Source organism: Azospirillum sp. UENF 211521 (assembly GCF_058780535.1).
The window spans coordinates 2,415,716-2,428,715 of record NZ_JBSNCF010000001.1 but is presented as its reverse complement, the minus strand read 5'-3'; the positions used below and the strand labels follow the sequence as shown (position 1 = coordinate 2,428,715).

Genomic DNA, 13,000 nt, shown 5'->3' with positions numbered 1-13,000 from the left:
ATGACCGAAAAGCCCCATCTGATGATCGTGGAAGCCCGCTTCTACGAGGACATCGCCGACGAGCTGGTGAAAGGCGCCATCGCCGAGATCGAGAAGGAGGGCGCCACCTACCAGCGCGTCTCGGTCCCGGGGTGCCTGGAGATTCCGGCGGCGATCCTGTACGCCCTGCGCTCCATGGATTTCTTCACGGCGCGCAAGCGTTTTGACGGCTATGTCGGGCTGGGCTGCGTGATCCGCGGCGAAACCACCCATTACGACATCGTCTGCAACGAGAGCGCCCGCGGTCTCCAGGACCTCGCGCTGCGCTACGCCCTGGCCATCGGCAACGGCGTGCTGACCGTGGAAAACCGCGAGCAGGCTTGGGCCCGGGCCTCCGTGACGGCCAAGAACAAGGGCGGTTTCGCGGCGCGCGCCTGCCTTGACATGATCGAACTCAAGCGCCAATTCCGCCTCTATCCGCGGTGACCCCGCGGTGCAATTCCTGACAGACTGAGCAACATGAGCAACGACGACGCGGCTGGCCGCGCGAAACAGAAGCGCGGCTCCCGGAACCGGACGGGTGGCGGATCGGCCAAGGCCCGGCGCAAGGCCGCGCGCCTTGCCGCCGTTCAGGCCCTGTACCAGATCGACCTGAACCAGATCGAACCGACCGGCATCGCCGTGGAATCCGTGATCGGTGAATTCATCAATCACCGGCTGGGCGAGGAGATTGACGGGGCGAAGTTCGTCTCCGCCGACCCGCAGCTGTTCGCCGACATCGTCCGCGGCGCCGCGCACCGCCGGACGGAAGTGGACGGCATGCTGGCCTCGGCTCTGGAGCCGCGCTACGCGCTCGACCGCCTGGAACTCCTGATGCGCGCCATCCTGCGGGCCGGCGCCTACGAGCTGTTCGTCCACAACGACACGCACCCGCGCATCCTCATCAGCGAGTATGTGGATGTGGCGCACGCCTTCTTCGCGGCGCGCGAGCCGGGCATGGTGAACGGCGTGCTCGACCACGTGGCCCGTGCGCTGCGGCCGGACGAGCTGGCCCAGCCGGACCCCAGCCGTGACCAGCCCAAAGACCGCTAGCTCGTCCGAAGCCGGTAGGCCGCTCGGCGAGTTCGGGCGGATCGACCGCTATTTCAGGCCGCTGGCGTCCGGTTTTCCGGGCGCCCGCGGGCTCGCCGACGACGCCGCCGTGTTCGGCGTGCCGGCGGACCAGGAACTGGTCGTCACCACGGACGCCATGGTTGCCGGCGTCCATTTCTTTCCCGACGACGCACCCGCCGACATCGCCGCGAAGCTGCTGCGCACCAACCTGTCGGACCTCGCCGCCATGGGGGCGGCCCCCTACGCCTACACGCTGGTCACCGCCCTGCCGAAGACGGTGGGCGAGGACTGGCTGGCCGGCTTCGCAGCCGGGCTGGGCGAGGATCAGGCCCGGTTCGGCATCGCGCTCGCGGGCGGCGACTCGGTCTCGACCTCAGGACCCATCACCCTGTCGGTGACCGCCTTCGGTCTGGTGCCGAAGGGCGGGGCCGTGCCGCGCTGGGGCGGACGCCCCGGCGATCGAGTCTACGTCACCGGCAGCATCGGCGACGCGGCGCTCGGCCTGCGGATCGCCTACGGAACGCTGGAGGTGGCCGACGACTCGGCGCGCGCCGTTCTGCTGGCGCGCCTGCGGCGGCCCGATCCGCGGACCACGCTGGGGCCGCGTCTGGTCGGGCTGGCGACCGGTTGTCTCGACGTCTCCGACGGTCTGGTCGCGGATCTCGGCCATCTCTGCGAGGAATCGGGCTGCGCCGCGGCTCTGGACTCGGATCGCGTGCCCCTGTCGGGCGCCGCGCGGTCGGTGATCGGCGACGATCCGGTGCGCTTCGCCATGGCGCTGACCGGCGGCGACGATTACGAACTGCTCTTCACCGCCCCGGAGGATGCCGCCCCGGCGCTCGCCGCCCTGTCGGCGGAGACCGGTGTGCCGGTGACCGCGATCGGTCATCTGCTGGACGGGCCGGCGGGCGAGGTCACGGTGACCGACGCACAGGGGCGAAGACTCGACCTGCCGACTCGCGGCTGGGACCATTTCTGACGGCGGGGCGGCCCCGCGACTCCGCTTAACGCAATCGAAAGCAGGGCGGCACTAGGCTCGACCCGTTCCGTTTCCGGGAAAGGGTTGGCGTGATCAAGGCCGTCATATTGCTGGTTTTGGGCCTGCTGCTGCTGGGCGGCGCGGGCTTCGGCGGCTGGATGATCTACAACAAGTATTTCGTCGAGCATGGCGAATCGGCTCCCAAGAAGGAGGAACCGCCGCCCAAGCCGCCGACCGGCTTCGTCCGCATGGCCCCCCTGGTCGTTCCGGCCATCGGCACGCAGAAGGTCGAGCAGTTCGTGACCGTGGTCGTCACGCTGGAGGTCGTTCTCGACAAGGTTCCTTTCGTCCAGGCCCGCCAGCCGCTCGTCTACGACCGCTGCCTGTCGGCCCTTTATGCGGCGGTGGACGACCGGTCGGTGATGACCGGCAACTTGGTCAACATCATTGCCGTAAAAGAAAAACTCGCCGCCGCCGCCGCGAAAGTCGTGGGGGAGGGGGTGGTGCAAAATGTTCTTGTTCAGGTGGTTACACAGCGCAATTTGTAACCGTTCTGAAAAAAGCCTACCCGAAAGTCAGGAGCGCCTCGGCCAAATCGCCGCGCCTATTCGGGCGTGGCGGCTGTTGCATTGTGCCCTTCTCTTCGGCATCCTTTTCGTGAACAACTCGCCCGTCATCCACCTTCGTTTGTACGGGTCGTTTTCACGACAAGGCGGTAATCGGGCCCGAAACCATAAGAATTTGGGGGAACCGATGGCAGCAGCGTTCGTCATCATCATCGCCAGTGGCCTGTTGGCCCTGGCGTATGGGTACCACGCGGGCAAGCAAGTCATGGCGGCCTCCGCCGGTTCCGACCGCATGCAGGAAATCGCTGCGGCCGTGCAGGAGGGCGCCCGAGCCTATCTGAATCGCCAGTACACCACCATCGCCATCGCCGGCGTGGTGCTTCTCGTCATCCTCGGCGCCTTCCTCGGCCTTCATGTGGCCATCGGCTTCCTGATCGGATCGGTCCTGTCGGGGGCCGCCGGCTACATCGGGATGAACGTGTCGGTGCGGGCCAACGTGCGCACCGCCCAGGCGGCGACCCAGGGCCTGGCTCCGGCGCTGGACATCGCCTTCAAGGCGGGCGCGATCACCGGCATGCTGGTGGTCGGTCTGGGCCTGCTGGGGGTGGGGGTCTATTACGGCATCCTGACGATGATCTACCGCGTGACCGACCCGATCCAGGTCCGCGCCGTGCTGGAGGCCCTGGTCGCCCTCAGCTTCGGCGCCTCGCTGATCTCGATCTTCGCGCGGCTCGGCGGCGGCATCTTCACCAAGGGGGCCGACGTCGGCGCCGATCTGGTGGGCAAGGTCGAGGCCGGCATTCCGGAGGACGACCCCCGCAACCCCGCGGTGATCGCGGACAATGTGGGCGACAACGTCGGCGACTGCGCCGGGATGGCCGCCGACCTCTTCGAAACCTACGCCGTCACCATCGTCGCCACCATGCTGCTGGCGGCGATTTTCTTTTCGGGCGAGGTGATCCGCCTGCTGCTCGTCTACCCGCTGGTCATCGGTGCGGTCTGCATCGCCGCCTCCGTCGCCGGCACCTTCTTCGTGAAGCTGGGCAGCAACAACAACATCATGGCCGCCCTCTACAAGGGGCTGGCGGCCACCGCGGGCATCTCGCTGGTGCTGATCCTGATCGTGACCGCGATCATGTTCGGCTTCACCCGGCCGATTCCCTTGAACAGCGGCGGCTACGTCACGGGCGGCAACCTGTTCATATCGTCGCTGGTCGGGCTGGGCGTGACCGGCCTCCTGGTGTGGATCACCGAATATTACACCTCCACCGCTTTCCGCCCGGTGCGCAGCGTCGCCCGCTCGTCGGAGACGGGGCACGGCACCAACGTGATCCAGGGGCTGGCGGTCTCGATGGAGGCGACGGCGCTTCCCGTGCTGGTCATCTGCGTCGGCATCATCATCGCCTACGGGCAGGCCGGCATCTTCGGGATCGGCATCGCCGCGACCACGATGCTCGCTCTGGCCGGCATGGTGGTGGCGCTCGACGCCTACGGACCGGTGACCGACAACGCCGGCGGCATCGCGGAAATGGCCGACATGCCCAAGGACATCCGCGTGACGACCGACGCGCTGGATGCCGTCGGCAACACCACCAAGGCAGTGACCAAGGGCTACGCCATCGGCTCCGCCGGTCTCGCCGCGCTGGTTCTGTTCGCCGCCTATGTGCAGGACCTGAAGCATTATTTCCCGAACGTGACCGTCGAGTTCCGCCTGGACGATCCCTATGTGGTCGTCGGGCTGCTGATCGGCGGCCTGCTGCCTTACCTGTTCGGGGCGATGGGCATGACCGCGGTCGGACGCGCCGCCGGTTCGGTGGTGGTGGAAGTCCGCCGCCAGTTCCGCGAGATCAGCGGCATCATGGAAGGCACCGCCAAGCCCGACTATGGCCGCGCCGTCGACATGCTGACCCGCGCCGCCATCAAGGAGATGATCATCCCGTCGCTCCTGCCGGTGCTGGCGCCGGTGGTGCTGTACATCGTGATCGCCGCCATCGCCGGCCAGGCGCAGGCCTTCGCCGCGCTGGGCGCCATGCTGCTGGGCACCATCGTGACCGGGATCTTCGTCGCCATCTCGATGACCTCGGGCGGCGGTGCCTGGGACAACGCCAAGAAGTACATCGAGGAGGGCAACCACGGCGGCAAGGGTTCCGACGCGCACAAGGCGGCGGTGACCGGCGACACCGTCGGCGACCCGTACAAGGACACCGCCGGCCCGGCGGTCAACCCGATGATCAAGATCACCAACATCGTGGCGATCCTGTTGCTGGCGATCCTCGCCCAGATTGGCTGATACCCGATCGGCACAAAAAGAAAAGCCCCGCGGAAGCGGGGCTTTTTTTGTCTCGGAAGACCGTTCGGCGTCAGCGGCCGGGACCGCGGTTCCGCGAATCCTTGGCGGAGAAACGACCGACGTTGCCGAGCATCTGCTCCAGCAGGCTAAGCTCGCGTCCCGCGGTGGGCGTGCTGCGGTCGACGATGTCGACCCGCTGGCCGTCGGCCGCGTCGAGCTGCTTCATCTCCTTCACCACGCCGGCGTCGTCGAAATGGACCACGACGACGCGGCGCTCCATCACGCTCGGCTCGAAGAAGGCGAGCTTTTCCGTCTTCTGGCCGATGTAGTACCAGACATTCTGGTCGAAGGTTCCCACGGAAGTCGGCGTGCCGAGGATGTCCGCCACATCCTCCCGCCGCGACTGGCCGGCCTTGATCTCGGCGATGCGGTCGGGGTCCGCCATGTTGCCACGGGTCGCCACGGTGGGCGAGCACGCGGAGACGGCGAGACCCAGAAAGGCGAAGGCGCACAGCGCCGAAGGAATCGATCTCGTCATGGTGCTCAGGCTATGATGGCGCGGGCGGACCGCCGGACTCGAGCGGCAGGCCGGATTCCGCCCGCAATGGCGGGACAATCGCATCACGCGGTTTGTCCTGTCAACGAAACTCCGAGCGAGAGAGAAACCGTGCTTGACCGCCTGTTCCGGCGTCGGCGTGAAGCCCGCGCCGTCGCCGATTTCTATCTCACGATCGCGGCGCAGGCCCGCCTGCCGGGCTTTTACCGTGACCTTGGCGTTCCCGACACGCTGGATGGCCGCTTCGACATGGTGGTGCTTCATGTCTTCTTGGTGATGCGCCGCCTGAAGGGGCAGGGGGCCGCCGCCGCGGACCGCTCGCGCTTGCTCTTCGAGGCGATGATCGACCATTTCGAGAAGTCGCTGATGGAGCAGGGGGTGGGCGACAGCGGAGTCGGGCGGCGCATCAAGACCATGGCCCGCGGCATCGCCGGCCGGATCGAGGTCTACGACCGCGCGCTCGCCGCCTCGGACGCCGGTGACAACGCCGCGGCGTTGGAGGTCGCCCTCGACAACAACGTCTATGGCACCGCATCGGATGTGCCGCCGCACCGGCTGGCCGTCATGGCCGCCTATGTCCGGCGCGAGGCCGCCGGGCTGGAGGCGCAGCCGCTGGAGTCGCTCATGGCCGGGGAGGTGCGCTTCGGTCCGCCGCCCGGCGCCGGGGCGGATTGACCGAGTCCGTCGAGTCTCTTCTTCTATAGGGGGGCGCCGAATGGGCTTGCCTTTCCCGGCGTCCGAATTCATCTGACAGTGAGACGAAGGCGCCCGCTGAAGAATGGGCGCTGTGACAAGGAATTGCCTGACATGCGCAACACGACCCAGCCTTCCGCCGGCCCCGCGCCGGAGTTCTCGCGCATCGTCCGCGCCGAGGCCGTCCATCGCGACGGCGACCTGGTCGAAACGATCGAGGCGACGGAAGCCGAGCGCAAGGCGTTGGCCGAGCGGTTCGAGTTGGAGGAAATCCGGCGGCTGACCGCCCGGGTCCGCCTGCGTTCCGTGCGCGGCGACCAGATGGTGCGCGTCGAGGGAGAGCTGGAGGCCGACGTGGTGCAGACCTGCGTCATCACGCTGGAGCCGGTGCCGGCCCAGGTTTCCGACCGCTTCGGCGCTCTGTTCGCTCCGGAGTCGCTGGTTCCCAGCGAGGACGACGAGATCGAGATCGACCCGAACATCGCCGAGGAGGACATCCCGGAGGCCATGACCAACGGGCGCATCGACATCGGCGAACTGACCGCCCAGCATTTGTCCCTGGCGCTCGACCCCTATCCTCATGCAGAAGGCGTGGCGTTCGACGGATACAACGAAGGCGAAGAGGAGGAGGAGGCCCCGGCCCCCGCCGATGATGATGCCGCCGCCGATCCGGAGAAGCCGAACCCGTTCGCCGTGCTGGAACGTCTGAAACGACAGAATTGAGGGCGGAACGGGCTTGCCCTTCGGGGGCAATTGCCGTATTGAATGCCGCTCGCGTCAGGCGGCCCCTCTTCGGGCCGCCTTTTACAATGAAGAGAGTTTACGGCCATGGCTGTTCCGAAGAAGAAGACCTCCAAGTCGCGCCGCAACATGCGTCGCTCGCACCACGCTCTCCCGACCTCGTCCTACGCCGAGTGCTCGAACTGTGGCGAGCTGAAGCGTCCGCACCATGTCTGCGGTTCCTGCGGTCACTACGACCAGCGCGAAGTGGTTCAGAGCGCTCCGGCGGCCTGATGGCGGTTTGGTTGGCCGCCCTACGTCCTAGCCAGGGAGCCTGTCCGCGGTGAGCCAGCGCCTGACCATTGCCCTTGATGCCATGGGCGGTGACAAAGGACCCGACATGGTGATTGCCGGGGCGGATATCGCCCGCGAGCGTCACCCGCAGGTGCATTACCTGCTGTTCGGGGACACCGCCCGCATCGAGCCGCTGCTTGCGCAGCGACCCGCCCTGAGAGCGGTGGCCGAGGTGCGTCACACCCCGGACGCCGTGGCCGGCGACGCCAAGCCGTCGGTCGCGTTGCGCGCCGGGCGTCAGTCGAGCATGCGCCTCGCCATCGATTCGGTGGCGGGCGGGCAAGCCGCCTGCGTCGTATCCGCCGGCAACACCGGCGCGCTCATGGCCATGGCCAAGTTCGTGCTGAAGACGATTCCCGGGATCGACCGCCCGGCCATCGCCTCCTTCTTCCCGACCCTGCGGGGGGAGAGCGTCATGCTCGACCTCGGCGCCAACACCGAATGCCAGCCCGAGAACCTCGTGCAGTTCGCCGTGATGGGCGCGGTCTTCGCGCGCACCGCGCTGAGCCTGTCCGAGCCGACGATCGGCGTGCTGAACATCGGTTCGGAAGAGGTGAAGGGGAACGAGGTGGTGCGCGCCGCCGCGACCCGTCTGCGCGAGATGCCGCTCCCCGGGCGCTTCCATGGATTCGTCGAGGGCAACGACATCGCCACCGGCACGGTGGACGTGATCGTGACCGACGGCTTCACCGGCAACGTCGCCCTGAAGACCGCCGAAGGCACGGCGAAGCTCTTCACGGAGTTCCTGCGCCGGACGTTCCAGTCCTCCTGGACGGCGCGTCTCGGCTATCTGCTGGCCCGCGGGGCCTTCAAGCGGTTGAAGCAGCGCACCGATCCGCGCCGCTACAACGGCGCCATGTTCCTGGGGCTGCGCGGCGTCTGCGTGAAGAGCCACGGGGGCACCGACGCCATCGGGTTCGCCAACGCCATCGGTGTGGCCTACAATCTGGCGGCAAACGGTTTCAACGACCGAATCAAGGAAGAGATGCAGCGTCTCGGCGACGCCAAGCCTCTTCCCGACACGAAGGCGGCGGCGGTCTAACATCATGGTCAAGCGTTCCCGAGTTCTCGGCTGCGGTTCCTATCTCCCGGCCAACGTCGTCACGAATCGCGATCTCGAAGCCCGTGTGGACACCTCGGACGAGTGGATCGTCCAGCGCACCGGCATCAAGTCGCGCCACATCGCCGCCGACGGGGAACTGACCTCCGACCTCGCCATCGCCGCGGCGACCCGCGCGCTGGAGCATGCCGGGGTGGACGCCGCCAGCATCGACTGCATCGTGCTGGCGACGACGACTCCGGACAACACCTTCCCGGCCACCGCGACGAAGGTGCAGGCGGCGCTGGGGACCAAGGGCTTCGCGCTGGACATCCAGGCGGTGTGCGCCGGCTTCGTCTACGCGATGTCGATCGCCGACAACTTCATCCGCATTGGGCAGGCCAACCGCGCCCTGGTCATCGGCGCGGAGACCTTCTCCCGGCTGCTCGACTGGAAGGACCGCACCACCTGCGTCCTGTTCGGCGACGGCGCCGGGGCCGTGGTGATGGACGGCTACGACGCCGCCGGAACGTCGGCGGACCGCGGCGTGCTGTCGACCCACCTCCATTCGGACGGCGCCCAGTACGGGCTGCTCTACGTCGACGGCGGGCCGTCGACCACCGGCACGGCCGGGCATGTGCGGATGAACGGCCAGGACGTGTTCCGCCACGCCGTCAGCAAGCTGTCCTCGGTCGTCGAGGAGGCCCTGGCCGCCAACGGTCTGGAGCCGTCGGCGGTGGACTGGCTGGTGCCGCACCAGGCCAACCAGCGGATCATCGACGGCATCGCCCGCAAGCTGAAGCTGCCGTCCGACAAGGTCGTGCTGACGGTGGACCGCCACGGCAACACCTCCGCCGCCTCGATCCCGCTGGCGCTGTGCGAGGCGGTGCATGACGGCCGCGTGAAGCGCGGCGACCTGATCCTCATGGAGGCCATCGGCGGCGGCCTGACCTGGGGCGCCGCGATGGTGCGCTGGTAAGCGGCAAAGCCGCTTTGCCTCCCCAACGGGCCGCGTTTGCGGTACCGCTCACGACGACGCGATCCAAGCTTTTGAATTGACCGGGTTCTTTCCCCGGATTACGGTTTTTCCCCTATGGTTTCGGGGGGGAAGCGAACCATGTCACAGAACACCGTTACCCGCGCGCAGCTCAGCGAAGCGGTCTACCAAGAGGTCGGCCTGTCGCGCAACGAATCCGCCGATCTGGTCGAGAGCGTTCTGGAGGAGATCTCCGACGCCCTGGCCCGCGGCGAGATGGTCAAGATCTCATCCTTCGGCAGTTTCCAGATCCGGCAGAAGGGGCAGCGGGTCGGCCGCAACCCGAAGACCGGCGAAGAGGTTCCGATCCTGCCCAGGCGCGTCCTGGTTTTCCGGGCGAGCCATGTCCTGAAGAACCGCATCAACGAGGTCGTCGAGGCGGAGGAAGCCGAAGCGCAGCGCGTGAAGGCGGTTTCCTGATCCGCCTCACGGAGCGGTCGACAACAAGGGTTTTCCGGACATGAAGGCGCGCGGCCCCACGAAGTCCGCCACGGCGTTCCGCACGATCAGCGAGGTGTCGTCCGACCTGGACGTGCCGCAGCATGTGCTGCGTTTCTGGGAGGGCAAGTTCCCGCAGCTCCGCCCGCTCAAGCGCGGTGGGGGGCGGCGCTACTACCGCCCGGAAGACGTGGACCTTCTGCGGCAGATTCAGAACCTGCTGTATGGCGAGGGCTACACGATCAAGGGTGTCCAGCGCCTCCTGAAGGACGGGAAGGTGGACGACGATCCGGAGGCCCGGAGGATGGAGGAGACGCCGGACGAACCGGATGTCCCCGACACCTTCGAGGCCGTTCCTATTGAAGCGGCCATGCCCTCGCTCGGCGGGGAGGAGGGCGCTCCGGTCGTTGCGCTCGATGGCCTGTCGGACACCATCCGGCAGGCCATCGCCCAGGCGCTTGACGAGTTGAAGGAAGCGCGCCTTCTGCTCGCTTTGGGAGAGGAAAAAGAAATTCGAGAGGTGTGAAAAAAAGTGAACTGTAGCGCTTGCGTTGGACCAAGGTCCCGGCTATAGTCCCGCTCCCTTCCAGAACGAAGGGCGGTCCGTCGAACGGAGCGTAGCGCAGCCTGGTAGCGCATCAGACTGGGGGTCTGGGGGTCGCAGGTTCAAATCCTGTCGCTCCGACCAATGTTCTGGAAGATGAAAAGGCCTTGGAGCTGATCGGCTCCAAGGCCTTTTCTTTTGCTTTTCTCCAACGACCGGTTCGCGGAAGCCGCCGGGCCTTTGCGGAAAGGGCCGGCGGCGATTCCGTTGCAACGCGCGTCCGTTCAGGCGGCGCTCTCCGACGCGGCCACGGCCCCGTCGGTGGCGGCGTCCTGCTGGTTCATCTTGCGCCGTTGCGCGGCCATGTCGATCAGGGCGGTGCGCAGCGCCGGGTGGCGGGCGGTGAACTGGTTGAAGTCGCGCCGCTCCAGCACCTGGAACTGGCAGTAGTCGACCGCGGCGACGTCGGCGTTGCGTCGCTGGCCGCTCAGCAGAGCCATTTCGCCGAACATCGTGCCGGCGCCCAGGCGGATGGTATGGCCGTCCATGAGCACCTCCACGGCGCCGGAGGCGATGAAGTACATGGCGTTGGCGCGGTCGCCCTTGCGGATGATCCGCTCGCCCGGCACCGCCGACTTGGGCCGGAACAGCATCATCAGCCGCTCCTGCTCGTGGGCGTCCAGCAGGGACAGCACGGGGAAGGTCTTGGCCAGCGCCTGGATCTGCAGGTCGTGCTCCTTCTCGCGCTCCTCCGCCTGATGGCGGGCGTCGGCGAGGCTGCTCTGGAGCTGCTCGAACTGCTCCCAGCCATAAGGCGGCACTCCGGGGGCGCGCTTGGCCTGGAGATGCTTGCGCAGCGCCGCGACCGCCGCGAAGACCGCCGGGTTCAGCGTGATCGACAGCAGCGCCCCGGCCAGCACGAGGTCGCGCCCTTCCTCCGGCAGCAGGCCGAGCGACAGGCCCAGCCCGACGAGGATGAAGGAGAACTCGCCGATCTGCGCGAGGCTGGCCGACACCGCCAGACCCATGCCCACCGGGAAACGCAGCAGGATCACGATGCCGAAGGCGATCAGCGACTTGCCGATCACGATCAGGGCCACCACGGCGATCACCGCCAGCGGGTCGCGCAGGAGGATCGACGGGTCGAACAGCATGCCGACCGACACGAAGAACAGAACGGCGAAAGCGTCCTGCAGCGGCATCGAATCGGTGGCCGCCTTGTGGCTGAAGCGCGACTCGTTCAGCACCACGCCGGCGAAGAAGGCGCCCAGCGCAAAGGACACGCCGAACAGCACCGCCGAGCCGTAGGCGACGCCGAGCGCGATGGCCAGGACCGACAGGGTGAACAGCTCGCGCGAGCCGGTGCGCGCCACGTTGGTCAGGATCACCGGGACGACGCGCGGGCCGAGCACGATCGCCAGAACGGAGAAGGCCGCCACCTTGCCCAGCGTCAGGGCCAGGGTGAGCCAGATCGGCCCGTCGGACCCGCCGCCATGACCCCCAGCGGCGCCCCCAGCGGCGCCCGGCGCGTGGCCGCCCAGGACCTCCGCCAGGGCCGGCAGCAGCACGAGCGCCAGAACCATCGCGAGATCCTCGACGATCAGCCAGCCGACCGCCACGCGGCCTTCGGCGGTGTTCAGCATGTCGCGCTCTTCCAGCGCCTTCAGCAGCACGACCGTGCTCGCCACCGACAGGCTGAGGCCCAGCACAAGACCGGCGCCGAGACTCCAGCCCCACAGCCAGGCCAGCCCGACGCCCAGCGCGGTGGCGAGGCCAATCTGGCCGACCGCGCCGGGAACGGCGATCTTCCGGACTGCCAACAGGTCCGAGGGCGAGAAATGAAGACCGACACCGAACATCAGCAGAATGACGCCGATTTCGGCCAACTGCGCTGCCAGGGCACCATCGGCAACGAAGCCCGGCGTGAAGGGACCGATGATGACACCGGCGAGCAGATAACCGACGAGGGGAGGCAAGCGAATGCGGTCGGCGAGGTATCCGAAGATGAAGGCCAACCCGAATGCGATGGCGATCATTGAAATAAGCGGAACGTCATGGGACATGCGAGAATCCTGGCTGCATCGGCGCGATGCCGCATAGTACGGATTTTGCTGGTGCCTGTGGGCGGTGTCGTCGGGATTTTTTCCAGTCTCGCGCTTGCTTTTTTCGGGAACTGAAACGCGATTTGCGCGAATTCCCCTCAATTGCCCAATGATTCGGCGCGGGGTGGAAAAGGCGGTGTGACCTTGCTGGCCCGCCGTGATCAAGGGGTGGATAAGCAGGGCGGGGCCGCTATGCTTCGCCGGGCGACGGTGAGGTGAGGAGCATGGCGAGCAAAAGACGCAAGGCATCCAGGAAGGCGGGCCGGGGTCGTCCGGGCACGGGGCGTCCGCTGGCGGGCGAATCGATGGTTCTGGAGGGGCGGACGGCGCGACCGCCGGTCCGGACGGCTCCCGCGGCGCGCGGCCGGAGCGTGGCGAAGCGCGCCCTGTCCTTGGATGGCGACTCGGGGGCGTTTCTCGGGCCCGAGCAGCAGTATCTGCTGAAGAAGCGCCAGGAGGTCGAGCGGCGCGAGGCCCGGTTGCGGCGCACCGTCGGCGGTGTGCTGGCGGCGATCGCGGCGGCGGCGGCGGCCGGGCTCTACTGGCTGTTCGGCGGACTGTGAACCGCGCCGCGCCCGCTCCCCTCTTCGG

The 13,000-nt window shown here is 67.4% G+C and carries 15 protein-coding genes and 1 tRNA gene; 14 read left to right on the top strand and 2 right to left on the bottom strand.

Annotation, left to right across the window (positions count from 1 at the left end; genetic code table 11):
* From ACWPN5_RS11435 to ACWPN5_RS11415, 5 genes are all read left to right on the top strand, one after another.
* Positions 1-465 carry a 6,7-dimethyl-8-ribityllumazine synthase gene (locus ACWPN5_RS11435; RefSeq protein ID WP_014240735.1) on the top strand — a complete coding sequence of 155 codons (465 nt, stop codon included), beginning with the start codon at positions 1-3 and terminating at the stop codon, positions 463-465.
* 33 nt (positions 466-498) lie between these two features.
* Positions 499-1,071 (top strand): transcription antitermination factor NusB, encoded by a 573-nt coding sequence (gene nusB, locus ACWPN5_RS11430; RefSeq protein WP_145686497.1) that lies wholly within the window; start codon positions 499-501, stop codon positions 1,069-1,071.
* Positions 1,049-2,071 carry a thiamine-phosphate kinase gene (thiL, locus tag ACWPN5_RS11425; RefSeq protein ID WP_145686495.1) on the top strand — a complete coding sequence of 341 codons (1,023 nt, stop codon included), beginning with the start codon at positions 1,049-1,051 and terminating at the stop codon, positions 2,069-2,071. The genes nusB and thiL overlap by 23 nt, the downstream gene beginning before the upstream one ends.
* 89 nt (positions 2,072-2,160) lie before the next feature.
* Positions 2,161-2,619 (top strand): hypothetical protein, encoded by a 459-nt coding sequence (locus ACWPN5_RS11420; protein ID WP_145676634.1) that lies wholly within the window; start codon positions 2,161-2,163, stop codon positions 2,617-2,619.
* A 205-nt stretch (positions 2,620-2,824) separates the two neighbouring features.
* A complete protein-coding gene (locus ACWPN5_RS11415) occupies positions 2,825-4,927 on the top strand; it encodes a sodium-translocating pyrophosphatase (RefSeq protein WP_145686493.1) in 2,103 nt (700 codons plus the stop codon).
* A gap of 70 nt (positions 4,928-4,997) precedes the next feature.
* Here the strand turns inward: ACWPN5_RS11415 and ACWPN5_RS11410 are convergent, their stop codons facing one another.
* Positions 4,998-5,465: an outer membrane protein assembly factor BamE gene (locus tag ACWPN5_RS11410; protein WP_145676631.1), complete on the bottom strand. Its 468-nt coding sequence runs from the start codon at positions 5,463-5,465 to the stop codon at positions 4,998-5,000.
* A gap of 129 nt (positions 5,466-5,594) precedes the next feature.
* On the opposite strand from ACWPN5_RS11410, the gene ACWPN5_RS11405 reads away from it, so the two are divergent.
* From ACWPN5_RS11405 to ACWPN5_RS11370, 8 genes are all read left to right on the top strand, one after another.
* Positions 5,595-6,158 carry a ubiquinol-cytochrome C chaperone family protein gene (locus ACWPN5_RS11405; protein ID WP_145686491.1) on the top strand — a complete coding sequence of 188 codons (564 nt, stop codon included), beginning with the start codon at positions 5,595-5,597 and terminating at the stop codon, positions 6,156-6,158.
* Between the two features lie 132 nt (positions 6,159-6,290).
* Positions 6,291-6,899, top strand: a complete 609-nt coding sequence (locus ACWPN5_RS11400; protein ID WP_145686488.1) for a YceD family protein — start codon at positions 6,291-6,293, stop codon at positions 6,897-6,899.
* A 105-nt stretch (positions 6,900-7,004) separates the two neighbouring features.
* Entirely contained in the window at positions 7,005-7,190 is a 186-nt protein-coding gene (rpmF, locus tag ACWPN5_RS11395; RefSeq protein ID WP_014240744.1) for a 50S ribosomal protein L32, read from the top strand.
* Positions 7,191-7,239: 49 nt separating this feature from the next.
* On the top strand, positions 7,240-8,292 hold the full coding sequence (gene plsX / locus ACWPN5_RS11390) for a phosphate acyltransferase PlsX (RefSeq protein WP_145686486.1): 1,053 nt from the start codon (positions 7,240-7,242) through the stop codon (positions 8,290-8,292).
* A 4-nt stretch (positions 8,293-8,296) separates the two neighbouring features.
* Positions 8,297-9,268, top strand: a complete 972-nt coding sequence (locus tag ACWPN5_RS11385; RefSeq protein WP_014240746.1) for a beta-ketoacyl-ACP synthase III — start codon at positions 8,297-8,299, stop codon at positions 9,266-9,268.
* A gap of 138 nt (positions 9,269-9,406) precedes the next feature.
* Positions 9,407-9,745, top strand: coding sequence for an integration host factor subunit alpha (locus ACWPN5_RS11380; protein ID WP_014240747.1), 339 nt, complete (start codon positions 9,407-9,409; stop codon positions 9,743-9,745).
* Between the two features lie 40 nt (positions 9,746-9,785).
* The gene (locus tag ACWPN5_RS11375; RefSeq protein ID WP_200477582.1) at positions 9,786-10,289 is read left to right on the top strand and encodes a MerR family transcriptional regulator; all 504 of its coding nucleotides are present in this window, start codon (positions 9,786-9,788) and stop codon (positions 10,287-10,289) included.
* An 85-nt stretch (positions 10,290-10,374) separates the two neighbouring features.
* Positions 10,375-10,451, top strand: a tRNA-Pro gene (locus ACWPN5_RS11370).
* A 140-nt stretch (positions 10,452-10,591) separates the two neighbouring features.
* On the opposite strand, the gene ACWPN5_RS11365 is transcribed toward ACWPN5_RS11370, so the two are convergent.
* Positions 10,592-12,343 (bottom strand): cation:proton antiporter domain-containing protein, encoded by a 1,752-nt coding sequence (locus ACWPN5_RS11365; protein ID WP_492295434.1) that lies wholly within the window; start codon positions 12,341-12,343, stop codon positions 10,592-10,594.
* 290 nt (positions 12,344-12,633) lie between these two features.
* Between ACWPN5_RS11365 and ACWPN5_RS11360 the strand changes: the two genes are divergently transcribed.
* Positions 12,634-12,972 (top strand): hypothetical protein, encoded by a 339-nt coding sequence (locus ACWPN5_RS11360; protein WP_492295433.1) that lies wholly within the window; start codon positions 12,634-12,636, stop codon positions 12,970-12,972.
* Positions 12,973-13,000 lie beyond the last annotated feature (28 nt).

Coding starts and splice junctions, on each gene's coding strand:
- ACWPN5_RS11435 (WP_014240735.1), top strand. CDS start 1: ATGACCGAAAAGCCCCATCTGATGATCGTGGAAGCCCGCTTCTACGAG.
- ACWPN5_RS11365 (WP_492295434.1), bottom strand. CDS start 12,343: ATGATCGCCATCGCATTCGGGTTGGCCTTCATCTTCGGATACCTCGCC.
- ACWPN5_RS11380 (WP_014240747.1), top strand. CDS start 9,407: ATGTCACAGAACACCGTTACCCGCGCGCAGCTCAGCGAAGCGGTCTAC.
- nusB (WP_145686497.1), top strand. CDS start 499: ATGAGCAACGACGACGCGGCTGGCCGCGCGAAACAGAAGCGCGGCTCC.
- ACWPN5_RS11400 (WP_145686488.1), top strand. CDS start 6,291: ATGCGCAACACGACCCAGCCTTCCGCCGGCCCCGCGCCGGAGTTCTCG.
- ACWPN5_RS11410 (WP_145676631.1), bottom strand. CDS start 5,465: ATGACGAGATCGATTCCTTCGGCGCTGTGCGCCTTCGCCTTTCTGGGT.
- ACWPN5_RS11415 (WP_145686493.1), top strand. CDS start 2,825: ATGGCAGCAGCGTTCGTCATCATCATCGCCAGTGGCCTGTTGGCCCTG.
- ACWPN5_RS11385 (WP_014240746.1), top strand. CDS start 8,297: ATGGTCAAGCGTTCCCGAGTTCTCGGCTGCGGTTCCTATCTCCCGGCC.
- ACWPN5_RS11360 (WP_492295433.1), top strand. CDS start 12,634: ATGGCGAGCAAAAGACGCAAGGCATCCAGGAAGGCGGGCCGGGGTCGT.
- rpmF (WP_014240744.1), top strand. CDS start 7,005: ATGGCTGTTCCGAAGAAGAAGACCTCCAAGTCGCGCCGCAACATGCGT.
- ACWPN5_RS11375 (WP_200477582.1), top strand. CDS start 9,786: ATGAAGGCGCGCGGCCCCACGAAGTCCGCCACGGCGTTCCGCACGATC.